This window comes from Actinomyces ihuae, from assembly GCF_001457875.1.
GTDB lineage: Bacteria > Actinomycetota > Actinomycetes > Actinomycetales > Actinomycetaceae > Pauljensenia > Pauljensenia radingae_A.
Map to the genome: position 1 here is coordinate 123,999 of NZ_CZPX01000004.1, position 20,607 is coordinate 144,605.

A 20,607-nucleotide genomic window follows, 5' to 3' on the forward strand; every position below is an offset into this window, starting at 1 on the left:
CGATGAGGCGGCTCATTTGCGTATGTCGATTACCACTCGCATCGGGTCTTCAAGAATTCCAATCTGATAGACGCGCTGTTGATCCATGCCGATCACAACATGCGTGCGCCCTTCAAATGTGCCGTCCTCAATGATCGACAGCGGCCCGATATTGAGCAGAGGAGGCCCCGAGTAATACACGTTCTGATCTTCTTCCTCCAGCGGCATGGCAGTGCCCTCGATGCCCACATCCAGGAAGGTTGCGCCGCGGATTTTCAGCGGCAATCCGCGTCCTTGCTCAAGAGGCTGAGCCGCACGGTCAACGTACCAGCCGGGTAGGCCCTCACCTGAAAATTCGATGACGAACCGGTAGAAGTTCTCATGTTCTCCCACTCGCATGTCATGGAAGATGAGCTGGCTGCCTTCAACAGGAGCGGATTCCTGATGAGTGGGACCGTCAATCCATTGATCGACGTTCACTGGCAACGTTGCATCTTTTTCGTCTGAGAGGTTCGCTTCCGGCTCATTGGGTGTCGCGGATGAATCCGTGTCGCTGTCGGAGCTGGAAACATCAGATTCATTCGGTGTCTGCGGCGTGTCGGGTGTGCTTTGCTGAGAATGCTCGCTGGCACCGGATGCTGAGGCACCCTCGTCAGGAGTTGATGAACAACCGGCGACAAGGAGGCTGGCTGCGGCAATCCCAGCTGCGACAGCAGGCAGAAAAGCACTGTCACGTTTTGATCCCTCGTTGTACGGTCCGGGCAGCACCATGATCACAATCTCCTTACAGGGCGTCGCTTATGCGCACTCGTGCGCATGTGGCAGTACCCGAAAGCTTATCTCCCATTTTTCGTACTTGTGGCTCAACCGCGATCTGAGTGCCCACGCAGTAGAGTTGATGTATGACACCTCACGCAACGACCGGCTACGACGCTCACTCCCACACGCCTCCGGCGGACAGCTCCGAGGAACGGGCAGGCGCACCTGAACAGCGCTTCACCCACGCCAGCGTGCTGGGCACCGGAGCATGGGGAACAACCTTCGCGCACATCCTGAGCCAGGCCGGCCTCACCGTGTCGATGTGGGGTAGGAACGAGGGCGTCGTCGACTTCATCAACTCTCATGAAAACTCAACCTACCTGCCTGGTGTCACACTGTCCGATGCGATTAACGCGACAACCGACATCCGGCAGTGCATTCAGGACTCGAACCTGGTATGCATCGCCGTGCCCGTGGGGGCGGTGCGCGCCACTTTGGAACAGGCCACATCCGCACTGGACCCCGATGCCACATTGCTGTCCCTGGCCAAGGGTCTTGAACTGGACACGCTGCGCACAGTCCATTCAGTGATCTGCGAGGCAACCGGCTTCGCACCGACCAGCGTGGCCGTCATGTCCGGTCCGAACCTGTCGCGCGAAATTGCCGACCGTCAGCCGACGGCAACGGTCGTGGCATGTGAGGACATCGAGCGCGCCACGATGATCGCACGCACCTGCCACACGTCAACATTCCGCCCCTACGTGAGCGGCGACGTACTTGGATGCGAAATCGCCGGTGCTGTCAAGAACGTCATCGCCGTTGCCATTGGAGCCGCCGAGGGAATGGGCCTGGGAATCAACACGCGTGCCACACTGATCACCCGCGGCCTTGCTGAAATGACCCGTCTGGGTACGACACTGGGAGCCAGTGCCGACACCTTCGCCGGTCTTGCCGGTATCGGTGACCTTGTGGCGACCTGCTCATCGAAACTGTCGCGTAACTACTCGCTGGGTGTGCGCATGGGGCGCGGAGCTTCCCTGGACGAAGCGCTCGAACTGTCTCCCGGCGTGGTGGAAGGTGTGCGCTCCGCACATCCGATCCTGCAGCTGGCTCGCGCTCACGATGTGGATATGCCGATCACGGAGAGCGTGGTGCGCGTGGTCCATGACGGTGACTCCATTGAGCACATGGGTCAGATGCTCATGTCGCGCCCTCAGAAGATGGACGGGTGGCGCATCGAACTGCTGTGAGCCGAGGCATCAGGGGGCGCCCTCGTCAATAAACGCGGCGGACGGCGGTAGGCTTAACGCCATGATGACTCAAGCCCGACCCCGTGTCCTCATGGTTTTTGGAGGACAATCAAGCGAACACGAGATTTCGTGCGCCACTGCCGCAGGGATCCTTTCAGCGATCGACCGCGACGTGTGGGACATTGTGCCGGTGGGCATTACGAAGGATGGCCAGTGGGTGCGCGTCAGTGACAACCCTGATGACCTTGAATTCCACGACGGGCATGGGCACGAAGTCACCGCGACGGGCGCACACGTGGTGTGGGGGCCGCACGGACACCTCTTTGAACTGTCAGACAGTGACGAGGGTGGCCAGGGCCTGCGGACGGCACGCGATCTGGGAGCAATCGACGTTGTGTTCCCGCTGCTGCATGGCCCCTACGGTGAGGACGGCACAATCCAGGGGCTCCTGGAGATGGTTGGCGTGCGCTACGTGGGATGCGGTGTGGCAGCTTCTGCGGTGTGCATGGATAAGCACCTGACTAAGACAGTGCTCAGCCAGGCTGGCGTAGACGTAGGGCGCTGGGAGTTGGTGACGGCTGAGCAGTGGTCGCATCACAAGGACGATGCGCACGAGCGGATCCGTGCCCTCGGATTGCCTCTGTTTGTCAAGCCATGTCGCGCTGGATCCTCCATCGGTATCACGCGTGTGGACCAGTGGGAGCAGCTGGACCAGGCGATCGAAGAAGCACACGCACACGATCCGCGCGTCATCGTCGAATCAATGTTGCAGGGGCGCGAAGTTGAATGCGCCGTCTTGGCCACCCGCGCTGAGACAGGGGAGCGGGCTCCGGCTCGTGCCGCAGTTCTGGGTGAGATTATCGTGCCTGACGGCGAGTTTTACGATTTCAACTCCAAGTACGTGGACGCGGAAGCTGCCACGCTCAAGTGTCCTGCAGATTTAAAGAAGGCAGACGCCGACCGGATCCGTGATGTTGCGATCCAGGCGTTTGCCGCGGTGGGTGGTGAAGGACTCTCACGCGTTGACTTCTTCTTCAACGACTCAACCGGCGCCATTACCGTGAACGAAATCAACACCATGCCGGGGTTCACTCCCATTTCGCTGTACCCGCGCATGTGGGAGAGCTCCGGAGTGGATTACGGTCAGCTGCTCGATACTTTGCTGCGCGAAGCACTTGCACGCCCGCTTGGGCTTCGCTGAGATCCGATCGGGGTAATGTGGAGTCATGTCGAAACCGAAGGTAACGCTCGTAACGTCAGCGGAGATGCCTGACCTGTACACCAATGATGTCGGACTTCTTGATGCACTGGTCGAGCGAGGTACCGATCCGCACATTGCAGTGTGGAACGACCCGAACGTGAACTGGGATGATGCCGGTGTCAGCGTGGTCCGCTCAGTGTCGGACTACGCCACTGACCGTGATGCCTTCATCCAGTGGAGCCGCTCGGTTCCACGTTTACTCAACCACCCCGATGTGCTGGAGTGGAACTCGGATAAGCACTACATGATTGAGTTGGAGAAGCGTGGCCTTCCGGTGATTCCCACGATGTGGTTGGAGCCGGAACAGAACCTGTCGAAGCATCAGGTGCATGCACGTTTTCCCGCCTCGGGTGACTTCGTCGTGAAGCCGGCTGTGTCCTCGGGTGTGCGCGATGTGGGTCGGTACTCCGCCAACGACACGAAGCAGCGTCAGGCCGCGATCATGCACGCGATGACGATGCTGTCGGAGGGCCGTTCGGTCATGGTGCAGCGCTACCTGGAGGACATCGATATTCACGGTGAGATCTCGCTGCTGTTCTTCAACGGCCTGGTTTCGCACTCGGTTGAAAAAACCGCAATGCTGTCCCCGGACACCATGTCGGCACCTGTGTTCCGTGAATCAGTGGTCGAGGCGCGTGACGCGAGTGCCGAGCAGTGGCAGTGGGGCGAGTTGATCCGCTCCATCCTGCATTCGTATGTGCGTGATCGGATGGGCCGCGACGAGCTGTTCCTGTACAACCGGGTTGACCTTGTTCCCGACGGGCAGGGCTCGTTCAGGGTGATGGAAGTGTCACTGGTGGATGCGGACCTGTATCTTGCCTCGTCACCTGCCGCCATGAACAACTTTGCTGACGCTATTGCGATGCGCGCGTTTTGGTGAGCATTGTGGTGCTGCGGGCAGGTGCGCCCGCAAGATCCTGTGAGGGCGGGCCGGCGTGAGCGTTGACGCCAGCTTTGATGAGTTTGAACAGATGGTGGCGCGTGCAGTCGATGAGATCCCCGAAAGACTGTGGCGAGCAATCGACAATGTTGCATTCATTGTCGAGGACGACCCACCCGAAGATTCTCTGCACCTGTTGGGTTTGTATGATGGCGTGCCTCTGACTGAGCGCAGCGACTACGCCGGGATGCTGCCGGATCGTATCTTCATATTTCGTCGCCCCACCCTGGCCGTGTGCGACACGCTCGAAGAAGTCGAGGACGAGGTACGAACAACGGTCATCCACGAGGTCGCTCACTATTTCGGTGTTGACGACGAAGAGCTCGACCAGTGGGGGTGGGGCTAAGCAACCCGCTTTGGCCTATTTATTGGGGACCAGCAGGCGAGCCTCAGGACCGGTTTCGTCGATGACGATGTGCCCATCAAAGACCCTGAAATCTTCCCCGGGAATCTCGTGCTGAGTCTTTCCGTCGGGGGTGACGATGAAGTACCCGTCATCAGTTCTCATCACAACGAATCTTCCGTCGGCTGCCACGGCTTTGACTTCGCCCATATCGTCGAAGTTAAAGCCAGTGGTGGCGAACAGGCTATCGCGGTCGTGCCTGATCGTCACGACGTTTCCCTTGGCGTCGACGCTGGCAGGGCCATCTTCCCGATGGGCAAACATCGCCGAGGACGGAACCAGAGAATGACTGACCACGCTATCGGCAAGCTCTTCACTGAATCCCTTGAAGGTACCCTTTTCTGTGCCGTCGTAGGCGTAAATTGTATGTTCGGCTTCCTCGTCATCTGCTGAGGAGTCGTAGACGATGTATCCGTCGCTGAACGTCTGAACCCAGCTTTCTTCGCCGCCCACGGGGTCCATTGTGGGTTCGCCTGTTTCGAGGTCGTATGCCGTGATCTGCTTTTCGCCGTTATCGCACACCAGAACCTCTTCAGCAATTGTGCAGTCGGCTCCGTGAGCGTCGACGGACCACTTGGTGCCGCTGCCGTCCAGTGCCACTGCCGCGATCATGTCGCCCGTGAAATTGACGTCGAGGGCAGCATACACCACGTTGTCACGTATGCCGAATGGCTTGATGCTCCTAATGACACCGCCTTTGATTTCGAGCAGTGGTGTCCGCTTGCCTGTCTCACCGTCGAAAAGCTCCGCGTAACCATCATCAGACACTCTGCCGTCAGAGCTATAAAAGCAGATGGTGCTGCCGTTGACGGAATGGTTCGGGGTCTCTGCGCACTGCATGTAGTCTTCAGTGTCGCTCCACATGACTTGTCCATCCGGAATGCTGATGCCTTGGGCTGCAAGGTGATCGTCGGCATTCCAGGCAACGTAATAAGAGGAGTCAGCTGCCACCGCTTGCAAGGTGGTGGCGTCGTTCTTGTTGAACTCTATTTCCTCGAAACCGTTGATGTAAGCGGGGTCAACCCAAGATCCTTCTTCAGCGACGATAGCAATCGGGTCATAGGTGGGGATCTCACCATCGGCAGATGCTGTGCCACCGCCACTGGCATTGTCATCACTCTTAGTAGCACCGCCTCCGCTGGAACACCCGACCAGAAGGCCAAGCGATAACAATGCGCTGAGGGTGATGATTCCTGCGTTCCGGTGACCTGATCGTGCGCGACGTGGGAACGACATCGCTCGTCTCCTTTACATATGCTTAAGAAGCGGTCTTTTTCGCATGATACTAGGCAAAACATGGGTGCTGAGGTGGAAGTGCGGCGATCAGGATCGATGCTGCAGAATTGATGCAGAACTTTCACTAACATGTTCCGAATTGTTTACGGTGATGTTGCGAACGATGGAGCGTGCAGCGGTGAACGCGGGACGTGTTCGATGCCACCATCGGAGGCGGCGTGAGAATTTTCAGGTCCGGCGTGAACTCTGATAGAGTTAGCATTCGTTGCACCGGTCGGTGCGGCAATGGTGGCTGTAGTTCAGCTGGTAGAGCACCTGGTTGTGGTCCAGGACGTCGCGGGTTCGAGCCCCGTCAGCCACCCCCAGGGAAGCCCCGTAGCCTTGAGGTTGCGGGGTTTTCGCTTGAATACGCGGAGTCTTCACCTGTTGCAAGCGGTGAGCTCGTTTTCGACCTGACGGATCGTGTCCTCAGGAAAAAGGTCGGGTGCCTGTTCGAACAGGATGCGTGCAGACATGTGCGCTGACGCCGGATGTGCTTCCACGAATGCCAAAAGCTCAGGTGCCAGTTTCTGCAGGATCGCGCGTGCCTGAGGAACTGCCAGGAGGCGATCGACTCGCATGTCGATCCCCACTCGGCGCGTATCTGTATAGGACTTCCACGTCATCGCAGCACCCTCGAGCGGGAAGGGGGAGAAAATGCGCCGCAGGAATGTAACGGAAGCTTGGAACCACTGCGCAACCGCCTCATCTGTGCTTCCCGCTTGCCCGTTAGCCGTGTGAGCCTTCGCCAGGCTGAGGCCGTGAGCACCCAGAAGGTACATGTGCGCCTCCACGGGCACGTTGTGCGCCATCAGCGCGCTGACCAGATCAGTCGTATTGGAAGCGGGAACCAGGCTGTCGCTTTGAGTGGTGAACACGAATGTGGGAGGAGTGGATTCGTCAACTGAATCGACCACATCGAGGATCTCCTTACCCATCAAAGGGCCGAACTCGGCTCGCGTGACGGGGTAACCAAGGACGAGGGCGTCCGGCCGGTCACCGCGCGTCGTTGCAATGGATGCCGCCAGGTGGCCACCCGCCGAAAAGCCAACTGCAGCTATCTGATGAGGGTCGCTGCCATACTTGCGTGCGTGTCGACGCACCCACTGCATGCATTCCTGCCCATCGTCAAAAGACTGCTCCCACGGTGCGTCCTGACCCACTGCGTAGCGGGCGACGAATGCGTTGAATCCTTCAGCTGCGTAGGCGAGCGCTACTGGCTCTGCTTCCCGGTCCGAGCAGAACTGGTAACCGCCGCCAGGGAAAATCAGGACTGCAGGGCGAAGACCTGTGGACAGCTCCTCGCTTGCGGACAGAGCATAGCCGGTAATTGTGGCACTGGGAGTGATTGCCTGGGTAAAGACATCCATGGTGGTTTCGCATCCTTGGGGTACAACGTGTGAACTGATCATACGCCGACTTTGTTGCAGCCAGTCGAGTCATTGGAATGCTCTGTGTGTTAGAGCAGTCCAGATGAGGGTCATCTGCGTATTGAATGGGAGAGCCGAAGCGACAGGTGTGCCGGTTGTTTTCACCGAAAACACTTGTATTGTCTAGAGTTTGTATGATAGTGTGATGTGAGACATGATCTACCTCAGTGTCGTGACGGTAGAGCCAGTGCAACCGGACAGGATCGACGATGACTTTTTCAATGTCCCCTGAAGAAATGAAACAGCTGTCGAACGATCTGAACCAGCTGTTTTCTGCGTTCTCCACTGTCAAGACGCCAGCTCACCCTGGGATCGGGGTGCTTGGTCAGCCGGAGCTGAGCGATGCATACGAAGCATTTTCCCAAGCCGCACAGACACGTGTTGGGGAAGTCGGGCAATGGTGTAACAAGACATCTGAGGCCGTTGCGACTGCCAGGAAGCAAAGTGAGCAAACGGACGGGCAATGGGCCCGGAGTTTCAGATATGACCCAGAACGTCAACACAAATTCAGGTCGTGATCGCCATGCCGCTCTTTTCTCTTCTTATCGGTGATATTCCGGGAGATGCCGCCGCCATTAACGCAACAGCCTCAGGTGTGGAAACCACCGCACAAGTGATGGAAACGAATACTCAGGAACTGGAAGGAATTCCTGGCCGAATACGTGCATGGGAAGGGGAAGCGCGCGAATCGTTCGACAGCGCGCATCAAGAGATTCGAAAACAGGCGTTGCATGTGGTGGACGGAATCGGCCAGGCAGGCGATGCCCTCGTAGGATATGGAGCCTCGGTTTCAGCGCTTCAACGAAAAGCCGACGAACTCCATCACCAGGCGCTCACAATCGATGCGCAAATTGATGCAGCTCCGCCCCTGGCGAAACTGCCAACGATCGTAGCTGTTGCGCGTCAGGGGAACGGGCTGCTGTCGGCATATCGTTCATTGCTGGATCAGGCGCAGGCTCTTGGTGCTGAATGTGCAGCACTGGTGCGTGAAGCACTGCATCTGGAGCCGGTCAACAGAGACGAATCAGGCAGTTATATCAGTGATCGCACCGCATTATCGGACGAAGAGCTCGAGGATATTCTCAGACAGCTCGATGATATGGGTTCCCTTGAAATGAACCAGAGGGGAATCGGAGACTGCTATTTCCTGTCGGCATTAATAGCTCTTAATGACTCGACAGAAGGGCGTGAGCACCTTCGGAACATGATCAAGCCCCATTACGATGAAAATGGAAAACTCGACGGCTATTTTGTGACGATCTATGATGATCCGCTTCATCGTGACGAAAGTCGGAAACGAACTGAATTCGTTGATGACGTATATGCGAGTGGTGCCCGTGGAAAAGACGGGAAAGCGAATGTGTATTCGCTGTTTGAGTCGGCCTATGGGCAAATGCATCAGGGCGGAACGATGCCTGGCAACAATGGCGGCATCACCGGTGGATGGCCTGGCCCTGCCACGAAGGAACTGTCCGGCGGGGACTATCACGTCATCGATAAGTCGAACGGCTTCCTGTTCTTCAAAGAAGGATATAAGCCCTGGGATCAGATGGAAGTCAGAGGTGCGCTTGAAGCTGACAAGCCTGTTACTGCGGAGACAGCAACGACAAGCGGACAATTCCATCCGGACAGGAATACCGCCGTGGTCCATGCCACAGACTCCAGCGGACGGGACATCAACGTCGAACTTGTGGGACAGCACGCCTATCAGGTCAAGAGCGCGACAGCGGATACGGTCACGATTGTGAATCCATGGGGCCACAACTATCTGGAAGGTGGAGGAACAACTCCCACCGGTGAAATCACCATTTCCTGGGAAGACTTTGGAAAGTATTACGGCTCGATCGCGGTTGGAGATGGATATGCGAAGTAGACATGGGGGCACGAGACAGGCCCTCCTGGCATGCGCTTTCGTAGTCGCGATGGGTGCCCTTGCCGGGTGCTCTGATGGAGAAACAGGACAAAGCGAGAGCCCCCATCAACAGTCGCAATCAGACTCAGAGCCAATCACCGGTGGAAATCACGGACAAAACGGGAGCAAGACTATAGTGTGTGACAACGGAATTGAACTGACGATCGGTGAGAATGCGCCGCTGTGGCTGGACAACGCCGGCAATTACACCGCGACGATCACTGCGCCGCAGGTACAGGATCACTTTATGCAGACATATCTGAATGCCGGAAGCGCGCAGGGCGGTATTCAGGTAGTGCTACTGGCTGGAGATTCGGCAACTCTGGAATCCGTGGGGACTTTTACCCTGATCAGAGTGGAACCTACCACGAGCATTGGCGTAGACCCCAATGGCAGTGCCACTTTCTGCTTTGAACCCGACGAAGGGTTCCCCCTGGCTGACACCTTGCGTGAACTGGAACGCGGGCAGTCTGACTAACCCTTACGCACTCGCGTGCCGAGTGCGGTCTCAGCGGCGCCTAGCAGTCTCGAAGCCGTGAAGCCTTGTTGGCGCGGGCGCTTAGGCGGCGGCAGGTGATGCGGTTACGCGGCGTGGCCTGTGGCGGCCTGTCAGTCCATGTCGCGGAGCAAGAACCCACGCCACGACAAAAACAACTGTCAGCGTGACAACAATCGTCGCCCCCGTCGGCAGATCACTGCTCCACGACAGATACACGCCGATCAGCGAACACAGCGCCCCGATAGCGGGGCCAAGAATCATCATCACGCCCAGACGCTCAGTCAGCAGACGCGCCGTCGCAGCAGGCGTGACCAGTAACGCCAGCACCAGAACATTTCCGATCGTCTGCACCGAAATGACAACCGTCAGCGAAATCACTACAGCCAGCAAGACGTCCACAGCCAGCGTCTGCACCCCGGCTGCGCGAGCACTTTCCCGATCCAGCCCAACCGCCAGGAAACGCTGATGCATCAGCGCAACCACAACCATGATCCCAGCGCTCACACCCAGAACAACGGGAACATCGGATGCAGGTATTCCGGTGATGGAACCGAATAGGAACTGCTGGAGCGAACCGGCGTAGCCAGGCGCCCTCGACATGATGAGCAAACCCAGAGCGAACGCACCGGCAAACAGTACTCCGATGACAGAATCTTCCTTCAAACGCCGATTGCCTGACAACAGAGCGACCAGCACCGCTGTGACGATGCCGGCGATCGCACCTCCCAGTACCAGAGATCCCTGAAGGACGAACGCGATGGCAAGGCCGGGGAACACAGAGTGGGCAACTGCATCACCCATGAACGCCATCCCTCGCAGCACAACGTAGGATCCGACAACACCGCAGACTACGGCGCAGCACACACAGATCAGAAGCGCCCGAGGCAGGAAAGCCAACAGGGGATTGTGCAGATCCTGCCAAAACTCGCTGAGCGTCAGCATGCGTCCTCCAGTCGTTCTGCCGGCAACAGGCGCAGCAGCGGGTTGTCGGAGCGAATGTGGAAGGCCTGCACCCACAACGTCGGATCAGCAAGCTCAGCGGCAGTGCCGTGCGCAATCACCGTGCGATTGAGCAGCAGCAGCTGATCGCACGTATGGAGCGCGGAGGCAATGTCATGCGTACTCATCATAATGGTGCAGCCTTCGCCGGTCAGCCGCTGAAACAGATCAGTCAGGAGTTCCTGGGTGGGCATGTCCAACCCCGTGAACGGCTCATCGAGGAACAGTAACTGCGGATTACCGGCGAGCGCCCGGGCAACCAGGACGCGCTGGCGCTGCCCGCCTGACAACTGTCCGATTGGACGGGAAGCCAGATCCGACAGCTCGACTCGATCCAGGGCGCGCGAGACGCGCTCATGGCGCTCGCGGCGTGCGATGGAATCGAAACGCCGCATCATGCGGAGCGTGCGCGATCCCTCGCCGGGGTGGAGGCGCGCAGCCATATCGACACATTGGCGCACGCTGATGGGGTACTCCCACGCGAATTCATGGCGTTGAGGAACGTACCCGATCATCGGCGCACTCAGATGCGTCCCTCCGGCTTGAACGCTGCCGGAGCTGATCGGCACCAATCCGAGCAATGCGCGCATCAGTGTGGTCTTGCCGGCACCGTTCGGGCCGATGAGACCGATCAGGCAGCCGGGAGGAACAGTGAAGCAGACATTGTGCAGAACCGAACGGCCCGCCAGTGACACATTCAGGCCCGACACGCTCAGCGCATCGCCTGCCGGTGACCTGTCCGCCGCAGCAGTTGGTACCGTGAGAGTCATGCCTATCGAGTGGTCCTTTCTGAATCCTGCGGATTGACGAGGGATGAGCCTGCGCGCTGCTTCCTGTGCGCCCTGCTCACAAGCCACGCCACGCCGGCACCAATCAGCACGACGGCTGCAATGATGGTGATCCACAGGGGAGCGGACGTATTCGAATCAGACACGTCCCGTGGCCCCTTCAGAGCCGACTGGTCCTGTGAGGAAACACCGGGCGGTGCCGATTCGGCAGTGGATGCAGAATTGTCGCCAGCTTGTTCGCCTGCTCTGGACTGGTCGGAAGCATTCTGAGAATCGGCAGGATCTGCAGTTGCGGGCACAGCCCTGAGGGCGTCGTGCGGATCAGTCTGGCTGCCGACAGCGACACGCATGACAGCCTGGGCCGTCGCGTCAGACGACGCGTTTCCTGCACCGTCGTCAGCTGCCACACGCAGATGAACCAGGTACACGCCCGGCTCAGAAAATACCCAATTAGCGTGCACATGAGTATTGGCTTCCATCCATACCTCACCGGCAGGTGTGCTGCCCGCTGATCCGTCAGCGCTGTTCGCCCCCGAATCCGCCAGCACACGCGGCGCTCCGAACGTACCGTCCTGCAGGAACAGCCACATGCGGCCCGGCCCCTCGACACGTTCAACCGTCATCGTGGCGCCCGTTCCCATGCGCTTCAGTGCCTCCGAATCCTGCGTGTTCCACCCGACCCAGGGCACATCGACCTGCTGAGTTTGCGGGATCACCCAGGCGCGCTTACCCTGCGCGCCTTCTAGAAAGGCGTAATCGTCTGTATCCGGCACATCCATCATGGACTCATCGCTCACGTGGATGGCAACCGAATCCAGGGTGCGCCACAGTGGTGTGGCAGCCGAATCATCGCGCGCCAGGATCTGCCACGTGCCGTCGATGACGCGCGGACCGATGTCAACGTGTCCGCGCGAAATCACGGTCGGATCAGTGGAAACGGGTTCATCTGCCTTAACCGTCTGATCCAGGGCAGGGTCAGCCTCGTCCATCGGCGCAGACAAGGCGGGCAGGGCCAGGCAGGCAGTGGCGGCGAGGGCCCCCAGGGCGGCACTGGTCAGGCGTGAAATCAGGGATTGTGTCACGGTTACTCTTTCGTTGAATCAGCAGGGCAGAGGCACTCGCGCAGCGAATCTGCATTCGCGCGCATCATGTCGATGTAGGTCGGGGCGCGTGAATCCAGCGTGTCGCCGTACAGAGGGCAGACTTTCACGCCTGATTCCTCTGCAATCGTGCGCAGCGGTGAGCGCCCTCGGGCCAGGTTCGGCTCCAGGAAAACGGCGGGAATCTTCAGGTCACTGAGCGCTGCCTGGAGTGCTTGGCGGTCAGCGAGGGATGGCTCTGTGGCCGGATTGGGAGCCAGGAAGCCCGCCACGTCCAACCCGTACGCGTCGGCAAGATAAGCGAACGCATCAGTAGTGGTGACCAGGTGGCGTCGTTCGGGCGGGATCTGCTCAATCGTCTGGGCCATATAGGTGTCCAGGTCAGCCAGCTCGTTGAGGTAGGCGGCGCTGCGGCGCTGGTAGGTTGCGGCCCCTTCGGGATCAGCGCGCATCAGTTCGTCGCGAATGACCTGCACGTATGCGCGCGCATTCGATACGTCGTGCCACAGGTGCGGGTCGATCTCGCCGTGCACATGCTTGCCGAGGACTGCCTGCGGCAGCAGGTAGATCGGGTCGCCTGGATGGCCGAGGAATCGGAAGCCATCTGCCGGAATTGAGGTCAAAGTGGAAGCCGGCACTGACAGGACGGCGCGATCCAGGTTGATCCGCTCCAGGCTTGAATCCCCGCCCGCGTGTGAATCAGCCATGAGGGTCACGTCACCGTGTTCCAGATCCACGGTCACATCCGCATGGCCAGAATCGACGACGGTGCGCCTTTCGCGCGCGGCGATTTCACCGGGGTCAATGCCCACAGCCACGACCAGCGTCCCACTGCGCAGGTTGCTGTCAGGCAGGCCGCGCCCGGGGCGGATGGTCGCTCCCAGCGTGAGGCGGTAGATCCCTGGCTTTGTGAAACCCCAGCTCATGTGCTGGTGCGCCTGGGCGGGGAGGCGCATCTGATCATTTGAGCATGCATGTGTCTGTGAAGTCTCTGTCTGCCCGCCCGCAGTAAAGGCGATGCTGGGCGCACCGAACGTGGTGGTCAGCCACGCGCTCGCCACCGATCCTTCGGGTAGGTCTGCGCCGGTGCAATACAGGGATATTTCCGATGCTCGATCCGCTCCGTATTTCTCCCCGCTGCCGCTTACCCGCATGCCGAGCCACACCGTATCCAGTGCGCGATCTTCGACCAGCGGGCGTACTTTCGCACCGTATGCCGCGGCAACTTCCGCGATGGACACCGAGCGTGCCTGGGAGGGCAGGTTGGCGTCGAGCGCGCGGATTATGGCATGTTCTTCGAGCAGCAGGTAATTCGAAAATGCCACGTCAGCGTAGGCGACGTCGCGGATGTCGCGCAGTGAGGGCTCATAGGTATGCGGATCTGCCCCATCGGGCACCAGTGCATTAACCGACACGCGCTCACCGCCGACCTGACGCACCAGGTCAGCCAGGATTCCTGTGGTTGTCACGACTTTGAGCGCGCCGGTTTGATCGGCACCTGCTTGCGCGCGTCCGATGCCGCTGCACGCGCTTATCGTGGCGACAGATGCCACAGTGACGAGGGTGACTACCGTGCGTGTCAGCAGTGCGCGCCCTGTGATGCGAAAGGTGTGTGCTGCAGCATGCAGGTGGGCTGGCCACCCTCGTCGTAATGTGTGGAACATGGCGATCAGCGGCATCTAGCGATCGCAGCGTGTGCGACGAGCAGCGTGGTGCATGCCCAGACCAGCCAGGCCCGCGATGAGCACAAGGCCGGCAAGAACCAGAAAGCTGTTGGCGCCGGTTGACGCTAGACTGGTGGCGTTTTCCGGCAACTCACATGCTTTTCCGGAGGGGGTGCGGCCCACGACTTCTGTGACGACGTGCTGGCCGTTCTCATCCACATGGACGCCTGAGGCTGCGAAAGCTGCGGCATTGGTGGGGGTGAGTGTCTGGCTGATGGTCACGGAGTAATGGCCAGGAGCTGTGAAGACCCAGTTCGGATGCGCGTGAGTGTTGGCTGGCAGTGTGAAGGAATCACCGGGAGCGGTGAAGATTTTTTCGCCTACTCCGCCGCCAAGTCCTCCGGAGAAGAAGACGCCCAGACGGCCAGGACCTTGCACATCCTCGAGTGCCCATCGCACCTGACCGGTTGTGGCGCCTGACAGTTCGGGGCGCTGTGAGTTCATGCCGAGCCACGGCACACCGCGTTGCTGTGTGGAGCCGATCATCCACACGGGCTTTCCTGCGGTGGTGAGGAATGACAATGCTGAGGGTGCTTTGAGATATGCGGCGCCTCCCACGGCAAACGTCAGGCTTGACGGATTGACCCACGATGCGGGCTGAGCGCGATCGTCTTTGAGCAGTGCCACGGCACGCCCGTTCGAGATGCCGACGCCGAGGTCGAAGTGTCCATCGGTCGCATCTCCTGAAGCGTTGGGGCCTACCGAAAAGTGCAGGGTTGTTGTGGCGACTGTGGAATCACCGTGGGGAGCAGATTGTGCCTGCGCAATCTCCGCTTCGGTGGCGGGGCGGGTGATTTCGGTGGCAATGCACTTCTCTGGTTCTGCTTTCGCGGCTGGTTGTGCTGCTGAGCCATTGTGTGCTGGTGAGTCTGCGTGCGGTTTCGAGACGGCGGCTGGCGAGTCAGGCTGTGCCTGTGAGCCAGTTCCCGTCTGTGAACTGCTTTCCGTTTGCGTGCCGTCGCCTGACTGCGTGCCGTCACCTGACTGCGTGCCGTCACCTGACTGCGCGTCGTCACCTGCCGGGGAGGTGCTTTCGTCCCCTTCAGGGGATGTCGGTGTCGTGGCTGCCTCGCCCTCGCCCGGCTTCGAGCCAGGTTCGTCAGTGCCCTGTGAATCTGAGGCAGGCTGTGCATGTCCTACGACGATCGTGTACGTATGTGGGGTGCTGTGAACCTGGGTGCCATCGGTGCGCGTGGCCCGCGCGGTGACCTTGAGCGTGTAGGTGCCGGCATGTGTAAACAGCCAGTTGACGTGCGCATGCGCCAGATAAGGCTGCTCGATAGTGGAGCCGGCAGGATCCAAAGCGAGGGACTTGTCGGTCAGTACTGACTGAGGCGCACCGAAGGCTGGTGTCATCCACGCTGCGATGTGACCTCCCTGGGGACCTGAATACGAAATGTCGAAGTTCGCGCCCGTGTAGGAATCTCCCAACGCCAAAATGTCCCATCCCGGCCACAGCAGGTTGAAATCCTGCTTTTGCGGAAGCACGTACGCCTCTGGTGCACCGGGCACACCTGCATCGGATGGAATCGCTGTTTTTGCAGCTTCCTTGACGACGAATGTGACATCTTCAGGGGCGTGACGGACGTCTGTGCCCGTAACGTCTTCTTTCACGTCGAGGTCGATTCCACCTGAGGAGGTGGTACTCAGGTGAAACATATCGACGTGACCGTGATCAAGGGTGAGTGTGTCGGATGCCGGGGACGGCATGGCGTTGCTGAGTGAGGCGACCACACTGAGCAGTGCTGCTGCCGCAAGGGCTTTGGCGCTGCGGCGCCGAGCAAGCGTGCGTAAGAAGCGCATTGGACCTCCTGTCAAGAATGATTATCAATACGCACAACACTAACATAGTGAAAATCAATCTCAAAAGGGTGGGGCGTCTAACAGAGCACACAGAACAGCGCACACAGAACAGCGCATAAGGAATCGGCCTCGCGTCGAACGCGAGGCCGATTCCGTTACGACAGGGAACGGCGGAACTACTGCGCTGTCCGCGACAGGTCGGCATTCATCGGGTCAACTGCGCGCGAGCGCGTCACCAGTTTATGTCCGCCCCAAATGGCGAGGAAGAAGAACAGCCCGATATAGATACCGATGAACTTGATGACGGAGAATTCGCCGGCAATCACGTCGAGGGACTGACCTACCACAACGATCGCACACATCGCCAACGCAATGAGCGGACCTGCAGGATAGAGCAGAGCGCGGTAGGGCAGATCCTTCGGATCCTTCCCCTGAGCCTTATATGCGCGACGGAAACAGAAGTGCGACCATGCGATTCCCATCCATGTGATGAAACCGGCCAGGCCGGACGCGTTCACCAGCCAGCTGTAGACAACGCCGGAACCGACGCGAGATGTGGCGAAACATGCCGCGCCGATCAGGCACGTAGCGGCCAGAGCTGCCAGGGGAACACCGTGTGAGGTGACACGACCAAACAGACGAGGCGCCTTACGCTCCTTCGCCATTGAGTAGAGCATGCGAGTGGCGACGTAGACACCGGAGTTTCCTGCAGACAGAATCGAGGTCAAAATGACCGCATTCATTACACCTGCAGCACCGGCGATGCCGGCTCGCTCAAAGAGCAACGTGAAAGGTGACTTCGTGACGGCCTCGGTGAAGCCTTGTGCGGTGGAATCGTCCGCACTTGCGCCCTGCAGCAGCGACGGGTCGGTGTAGGGGATGAGGAAGGCAATCACCAGGATCGCGCCGATATAGAACAGCAGGATGCGGAAAAAGACCGCTCGCGTAGCCCTGGGAACGTTCTTCTCCGGATCTTCAGTCTCGCCGGCTGCGATGCCGATCATTTCTGTTCCCTGGAATGAGAATCCGGCGATCATGAAGACCCCCATGATTCCCCAGAAGCCGTTGACGAAGGGCGCCTCGCCAATCTGCCAGTTAGTCAGGCCGGGCGATTCGCCTCCCAGGATACCGACGATCATCAGCACACCCAGCGCCAGGAAGATCAAGACGGTCACGACTTTGATGGCGGCGAACCAGAATTCAGATTCACCAAAACCGCGCACACTGAACGCGTTGAGGGTGAACAGAATCAGCAGGAAGACGCCGGACCAGATCCACGGTGGAACTTGATCCGGCGGGAACCAGTACTGCATGACGATGGTGGCGGCAACGAGTTCGGCTGCCACCGTGATCGCCCAGTTGTACCAGTAGTTCCATCCCTGCGCGAAGCCGAAAGACTTGGAGACGTAGCGCGTCGCGTAAACCTCGAACGCACCGGAGGAGGGGCAGTATGTGGCCATCTCGCCCAGTGACTGCATGAGGAAGAAGACCATGACGCCGATTGCGCCGTACGCCAGCAGTGCGCCACCTGGCCCTGCGCCGGTGATGGTGCCACCTGATGCGACGAACAGGCCCGTTCCAATTGCGCCTCCGATGGCGATCATGTTGAGGTGGCGAGCCTTGAGGTTGCGTCGAAGGTGTGGATCGGCTGTGCCGTGGCTGCCAGTTTTTGGCGTCGCAGCAGAATCAGACATACGTTCCCCCTCGTTGAGTAAGCAGTCAGTCGAGAATCAGCAAAGAAGTCGACTGTCACCATGCATGTGAACACGGTAGGCCAAAAATCGCCCTCGTGGAAAAGTGTTCGTATGGTGGATACCTTGCGCAAGGTCGGATGAACGGCATCCAAATAGCGAAACTTACTGATAGGTATGCATAATCATGCGGACGTCGAGGGTTGCGCACGCTGGCGCCGTTTGAGGGTGGTAGCAATGCTTCGCGCGCCGTGAATCTGGCGTGATCGCTTGCAAAAGTGGGAGAGTACTTGACAGGGTAAAGGCATGAAAACCACACGAAAACTGGCATTTGTCCCTGCGATCGCGTTGGCATTCACTCTCGGAGCCTGCAGTTCCCAAAATGACCCCGCACCAGTTGAATCTGAACCCACGTCAACTACTACGACGAGCGAGGCAACTCAGTCTTCCTCGGACGATGACCGTGATGATGATGCTGATGACACCGCCGAATCTGGAGATGACGATCAGGCCTCTGCGGCATCAGGTGTTTCATCCAACGAGCAGGCTCTGGCGGCTGTGGCGGCTGCTGAGGGCGTGAACGGTGGCCGCGCCTATTCTCTGGAAACCAACGACCAGCGCTCCGAGTGGAAAGTGAAGGTTGTTGAGGGTAATGAAGGCCGTGTCTACGTCATTGATCAAAGCGGCAATGTCGTGCGAAACGAGATCGACGACGACTTTGATGAAGACGACAAGCATGTTGCGGATGCTGGAATCATCTCACTGGCCGATGCGGTCAAGGCTGCCCTGGCCGAGCGTCCCGATGGCTACCTCATATCTGCTGACTTCGACGACGATGACGACAACAAGTTCTACTTCGAGGTTGAACTCGAAAACGAAGCCGGGGGAGACTTGGCCGAATTCGACATCGACGCTGAAAGTGGCGCTGTGACAGTTGAGGGTTGATGCAGGTGAGCTGGAGATGATGCAGCGCATGTAGTCTGCGGAAAGTATGAGCTCGGGCCCACCGCTGTTGAAGGCGGTGGGCCCATTTCATGCCTCATTGACGAAGTGAGGCATGCAGCGCCCGTTTAACGATGAATTCATGATCGCGGTGGCAGCCGACTTTGAATCGGTATTCCCCCGCGTGCGTGAAGCCGAAACGCTCATAGAAATGCTGCGCGCGGTCGTTGCGTGACCAGACGCCCAGCCATAAGGCGTCCGGCTGACGCTCAAGAAGCCAGTCGACGGCGATGAACATGACCTGTGTACCTAGGCCTGAATTCTGCAGGCCTTGCCTGACATAGAGCCGCTTAATCTCCCCGTCGCCGGAGCGCACATCAGGGTGGGGAAGTGAGCATGGCCCGGCAAGCACATACGCGACCGGTTGAGAGGTCTCCTGCGCGTCGAGATTAGTGTCTCCACCAACGCCCGCATCGAACGCCAGCCAGACGGCGCATTGGGGGTCAGTGAGCAGCGATGTGAGCGCGTCGGGCGAATAGGTCGATTCGAGGAAGTTCTGGAGGTCATCGGGCGCGTACAGAAAACCGAAGGTCTGTGTAAAAGTCGTGATGGACAGTTCCTGCAGTGCGGAAACGTCAGCGCGTGTGGCCCTGCGGATCGTGAATGGCCGGGACTGGGGCGCGTCGGTAGGGATGCTCATGTTCCTACGGTATTGGTCATAGCGTGATGCTCGCGCACGCGTTCGCGACCACGCACTATGGTGTTCCCTTGGGGGAGTTACTGTCCGTCGATCTTGTCGAGCTGGGAGTTGAGTCGCTGCACTTTCCCGCTCATCTCATCTGAGTGACCGGGGCGCAGGTCTGCTTTCAGCACCAGTGAGACCCGAGGGCTGACTTCGCCCACTGCTTCGCAGGCGCGGCGAATCACTGGCATGCATTCATCCCATGTGCCTTCGATGGTGGTGAACATCGAATTGGTTTCGTGGGGTAGGCCGCTGTCACGAATGACTTTGACGGCGCGCGCCACGATATGCGCCATCGAACCGTCAGGGCTGTCCGTCGTGGACGGGGAAATTGAAAAGGCAAATAACATGCCTTGAGGATATCGTGAAGTGCCGCTCGAAGCGTGCGTATTGCCCGCTTCAGAAGACCGCGTGCCTTCCGTTTTTGCCGCAGTGTCAGTGACGTCCTCACGCGCCGAACGAGGGGGCGACCCTGTTTTTTGTTGTTTGTCTGGTTTCAATACATAGTTGACAGGTGTGTCACGTCATAGTTGACATGGGGTGCAGGCGATGTGTCGGGACATACCCACACACAAAAAGATCGAGACACCGCCAACAAACTGTCAACGCTGCCCCGACACATCATAGTGGAGCGGGCGACGGGAATCGAACCCGCATGACCAGCTTGGAAGGCTGGGGCTCTACCATTGAGCTACGCCCGCGATGTCAGCGCCGATAGGCGTGACTGCTCGCGTGAACGAATCGATCGTAACGTGCCGGGGCTGAAAAGTGAAATCGAAAAACCACGATCTATCCCACAATCCGGATTGAGTGCGAGAATTGGTTTTCGTTGAGCGGATGCATTATCATTTCCAAGCGGTGAAAAACCGACCGGGGTGTAGCGCAGCTTGGTAGCGCATCTGCTTTGGGAGCAGAGGGTCGCAGGTTCAAATCCTGTCACCCCGACCATTTTCGATTTATTGTCATTCATTGCGAATGTGCCGTTCTTCTTGGGTTCTTCAGCTGTCCCCGTTGCGTTCCGCTCCTCTCGAATTTTCGAGGGTGGCTGGCCACTGCCTCTTCCTGTGAATCCATCGGTTACCCCCTTGTATCCATCGCGGCGAGGCCTCT

At 58.9% G+C, this 20,607-nt stretch carries 18 protein-coding genes and 3 tRNA genes; 9 read left to right on the forward strand and 12 right to left on the reverse strand.

Annotated elements, in window-relative coordinates; translation table 11 throughout:
- Positions 1 to 12: 12 nt before the first annotated feature.
- Positions 13 to 750, reverse strand: coding sequence for an AMIN-like domain-containing (lipo)protein (locus tag BN3002_RS01735; protein WP_058236333.1), 738 nt, complete (start codon positions 748 to 750; stop codon positions 13 to 15).
- 131 nt (positions 751 to 881) lie between these two features.
- Between BN3002_RS01735 and BN3002_RS01740 the strand changes: the two genes are divergently transcribed.
- The 4 genes from BN3002_RS01740 (at position 882) to BN3002_RS01755 (ending at position 4,535) form a co-directional block, all read left to right on the forward strand.
- Complete coding sequence (locus BN3002_RS01740) at positions 882 to 1,988, forward strand: NAD(P)H-dependent glycerol-3-phosphate dehydrogenase (RefSeq protein ID WP_082628479.1); 1,107 nt, start codon at positions 882 to 884, stop codon at positions 1,986 to 1,988.
- Positions 1,989 to 2,049: 61 nt separating this feature from the next.
- A complete protein-coding gene (locus BN3002_RS01745) occupies positions 2,050 to 3,189 on the forward strand; it encodes a D-alanine--D-alanine ligase family protein (protein WP_058236334.1) in 1,140 nt (379 codons plus the stop codon).
- 25 nt (positions 3,190 to 3,214) lie between these two features.
- Entirely contained in the window at positions 3,215 to 4,129 is a 915-nt protein-coding gene (locus BN3002_RS01750) for an ATP-grasp domain-containing protein (protein WP_058236335.1), read from the forward strand.
- A 55-nt stretch (positions 4,130 to 4,184) separates the two neighbouring features.
- Positions 4,185 to 4,535 carry a metallopeptidase family protein gene (locus BN3002_RS01755; protein WP_257525408.1) on the forward strand — a complete coding sequence of 117 codons (351 nt, stop codon included), beginning with the start codon at positions 4,185 to 4,187 and terminating at the stop codon, positions 4,533 to 4,535.
- Between the two features lie 15 nt (positions 4,536 to 4,550).
- Here the strand turns inward: BN3002_RS01755 and BN3002_RS01760 are convergent, their stop codons facing one another.
- Positions 4,551 to 5,828 (reverse strand): hypothetical protein, encoded by a 1,278-nt coding sequence (locus BN3002_RS01760; RefSeq protein ID WP_058236336.1) that lies wholly within the window; start codon positions 5,826 to 5,828, stop codon positions 4,551 to 4,553.
- 288 nt (positions 5,829 to 6,116) lie between these two features.
- On the opposite strand from BN3002_RS01760, the gene BN3002_RS01765 reads away from it, so the two are divergent.
- A tRNA-His gene (locus BN3002_RS01765) sits at positions 6,117 to 6,189 on the forward strand.
- A 58-nt stretch (positions 6,190 to 6,247) separates the two neighbouring features.
- Here the strand turns inward: BN3002_RS01765 and BN3002_RS01770 are convergent.
- The gene (locus tag BN3002_RS01770; protein WP_058236337.1) at positions 6,248 to 7,237 is read right to left on the reverse strand and encodes an alpha/beta hydrolase; all 990 of its coding nucleotides are present in this window, start codon (positions 7,235 to 7,237) and stop codon (positions 6,248 to 6,250) included.
- Between the two features lie 583 nt (positions 7,238 to 7,820).
- Between BN3002_RS01770 and BN3002_RS01780 the strand changes: the two genes are divergently transcribed.
- The gene (locus BN3002_RS01780) at positions 7,821 to 9,170 is read left to right on the forward strand and encodes a hypothetical protein (RefSeq protein WP_257525409.1); all 1,350 of its coding nucleotides are present in this window, start codon (positions 7,821 to 7,823) and stop codon (positions 9,168 to 9,170) included.
- A gap of 175 nt (positions 9,171 to 9,345) precedes the next feature.
- The gene (locus BN3002_RS01785; RefSeq protein ID WP_058236340.1) at positions 9,346 to 9,687 is read left to right on the forward strand and encodes a hypothetical protein; all 342 of its coding nucleotides are present in this window, start codon (positions 9,346 to 9,348) and stop codon (positions 9,685 to 9,687) included.
- Positions 9,688 to 9,768: 81 nt separating this feature from the next.
- On the opposite strand, the gene BN3002_RS01790 is transcribed toward BN3002_RS01785, so the two are convergent.
- From BN3002_RS01790 to BN3002_RS01815, 6 genes are all read right to left on the reverse strand, one after another.
- A complete protein-coding gene (locus tag BN3002_RS01790) occupies positions 9,769 to 10,650 on the reverse strand; it encodes an anchored repeat-type ABC transporter permease subunit (protein WP_058236341.1) in 882 nt (293 codons plus the stop codon).
- Positions 10,644 to 11,477 carry an anchored repeat-type ABC transporter ATP-binding subunit gene (locus tag BN3002_RS01795; protein WP_058236342.1) on the reverse strand — a complete coding sequence of 278 codons (834 nt, stop codon included), beginning with the start codon at positions 11,475 to 11,477 and terminating at the stop codon, positions 10,644 to 10,646. Before BN3002_RS01795 ends, BN3002_RS01790 begins: the two co-directional genes overlap by 7 nt.
- Positions 11,478 to 11,479: 2 nt before the next feature.
- Positions 11,480 to 12,577, reverse strand: a complete 1,098-nt coding sequence (locus BN3002_RS01800; protein ID WP_058236343.1) for a choice-of-anchor M domain-containing protein — start codon at positions 12,575 to 12,577, stop codon at positions 11,480 to 11,482.
- A 2-nt stretch (positions 12,578 to 12,579) separates the two neighbouring features.
- Complete coding sequence (locus tag BN3002_RS01805) at positions 12,580 to 14,274, reverse strand: anchored repeat ABC transporter, substrate-binding protein (RefSeq protein ID WP_257525411.1); 1,695 nt, start codon at positions 14,272 to 14,274, stop codon at positions 12,580 to 12,582.
- Positions 14,275 to 16,122, reverse strand: a complete 1,848-nt coding sequence (locus BN3002_RS01810) for a TIGR03773 family transporter-associated surface protein (RefSeq protein ID WP_058236344.1) — start codon at positions 16,120 to 16,122, stop codon at positions 14,275 to 14,277.
- Between the two features lie 176 nt (positions 16,123 to 16,298).
- A complete protein-coding gene (locus BN3002_RS01815; RefSeq protein ID WP_058236345.1) occupies positions 16,299 to 17,816 on the reverse strand; it encodes an amino acid permease in 1,518 nt (505 codons plus the stop codon).
- Between the two features lie 303 nt (positions 17,817 to 18,119).
- On the opposite strand from BN3002_RS01815, the gene BN3002_RS01820 reads away from it, so the two are divergent.
- Positions 18,120 to 18,758: a PepSY domain-containing protein gene (locus tag BN3002_RS01820; protein WP_058236346.1), complete on the forward strand. Its 639-nt coding sequence runs from the start codon at positions 18,120 to 18,122 to the stop codon at positions 18,756 to 18,758.
- A 94-nt stretch (positions 18,759 to 18,852) separates the two neighbouring features.
- On the opposite strand, the gene BN3002_RS01825 is transcribed toward BN3002_RS01820, so the two are convergent.
- From BN3002_RS01825 to BN3002_RS01835, 3 genes are all read right to left on the reverse strand, one after another.
- Positions 18,853 to 19,455, reverse strand: a complete 603-nt coding sequence (locus tag BN3002_RS01825; protein WP_082628481.1) for a GNAT family N-acetyltransferase — start codon at positions 19,453 to 19,455, stop codon at positions 18,853 to 18,855.
- A 77-nt stretch (positions 19,456 to 19,532) separates the two neighbouring features.
- Positions 19,533 to 19,847, reverse strand: a complete 315-nt coding sequence (locus BN3002_RS01830; RefSeq protein WP_058236347.1) for a thiamine-binding protein — start codon at positions 19,845 to 19,847, stop codon at positions 19,533 to 19,535.
- A gap of 277 nt (positions 19,848 to 20,124) precedes the next feature.
- A tRNA-Gly gene (locus tag BN3002_RS01835) sits at positions 20,125 to 20,198 on the reverse strand.
- A gap of 170 nt (positions 20,199 to 20,368) precedes the next feature.
- Here BN3002_RS01835 and BN3002_RS01840 point away from each other — a divergent pair.
- Positions 20,369 to 20,445: transfer RNA gene (locus tag BN3002_RS01840), tRNA-Pro, on the forward strand.
- Positions 20,446 to 20,607 lie beyond the last annotated feature (162 nt).

Bases quoted from the DNA above. Each gene is read 5' to 3' on its own strand.
- BN3002_RS01790 (WP_058236341.1), bottom strand. From the start codon at position 10,650: ATGCTGACGCTCAGCGAGTTTTGGCAGGATCTGCACAATCCCCTGTTG.
- BN3002_RS01745 (WP_058236334.1), top strand. From the start codon at position 2,050: ATGATGACTCAAGCCCGACCCCGTGTCCTCATGGTTTTTGGAGGACAA.
- BN3002_RS01805 (WP_257525411.1), bottom strand. From the start codon at position 14,274: ATGCCGCTGATCGCCATGTTCCACACATTACGACGAGGGTGGCCAGCC.
- BN3002_RS01770 (WP_058236337.1), bottom strand. From the start codon at position 7,237: ATGGATGTCTTTACCCAGGCAATCACTCCCAGTGCCACAATTACCGGC.
- BN3002_RS01735 (WP_058236333.1), bottom strand. From the start codon at position 750: ATGGTGCTGCCCGGACCGTACAACGAGGGATCAAAACGTGACAGTGCT.
- BN3002_RS01815 (WP_058236345.1), bottom strand. From the start codon at position 17,816: ATGTCTGATTCTGCTGCGACGCCAAAAACTGGCAGCCACGGCACAGCC.
- BN3002_RS01795 (WP_058236342.1), bottom strand. From the start codon at position 11,477: ATGACTCTCACGGTACCAACTGCTGCGGCGGACAGGTCACCGGCAGGC.
- BN3002_RS01810 (WP_058236344.1), bottom strand. From the start codon at position 16,122: ATGCGCTTCTTACGCACGCTTGCTCGGCGCCGCAGCGCCAAAGCCCTT.
- BN3002_RS01760 (WP_058236336.1), bottom strand. From the start codon at position 5,828: ATGTCGTTCCCACGTCGCGCACGATCAGGTCACCGGAACGCAGGAATC.
- BN3002_RS01780 (WP_257525409.1), top strand. From the start codon at position 7,821: ATGCCGCTCTTTTCTCTTCTTATCGGTGATATTCCGGGAGATGCCGCC.
- BN3002_RS01740 (WP_082628479.1), top strand. From the start codon at position 882: ATGACACCTCACGCAACGACCGGCTACGACGCTCACTCCCACACGCCT.
- BN3002_RS01750 (WP_058236335.1), top strand. From the start codon at position 3,215: ATGTCGAAACCGAAGGTAACGCTCGTAACGTCAGCGGAGATGCCTGAC.
- BN3002_RS01820 (WP_058236346.1), top strand. From the start codon at position 18,120: ATGAAAACCACACGAAAACTGGCATTTGTCCCTGCGATCGCGTTGGCA.
- BN3002_RS01825 (WP_082628481.1), bottom strand. From the start codon at position 19,455: ATGAGCATCCCTACCGACGCGCCCCAGTCCCGGCCATTCACGATCCGC.
- BN3002_RS01830 (WP_058236347.1), bottom strand. From the start codon at position 19,847: ATGTTATTTGCCTTTTCAATTTCCCCGTCCACGACGGACAGCCCTGAC.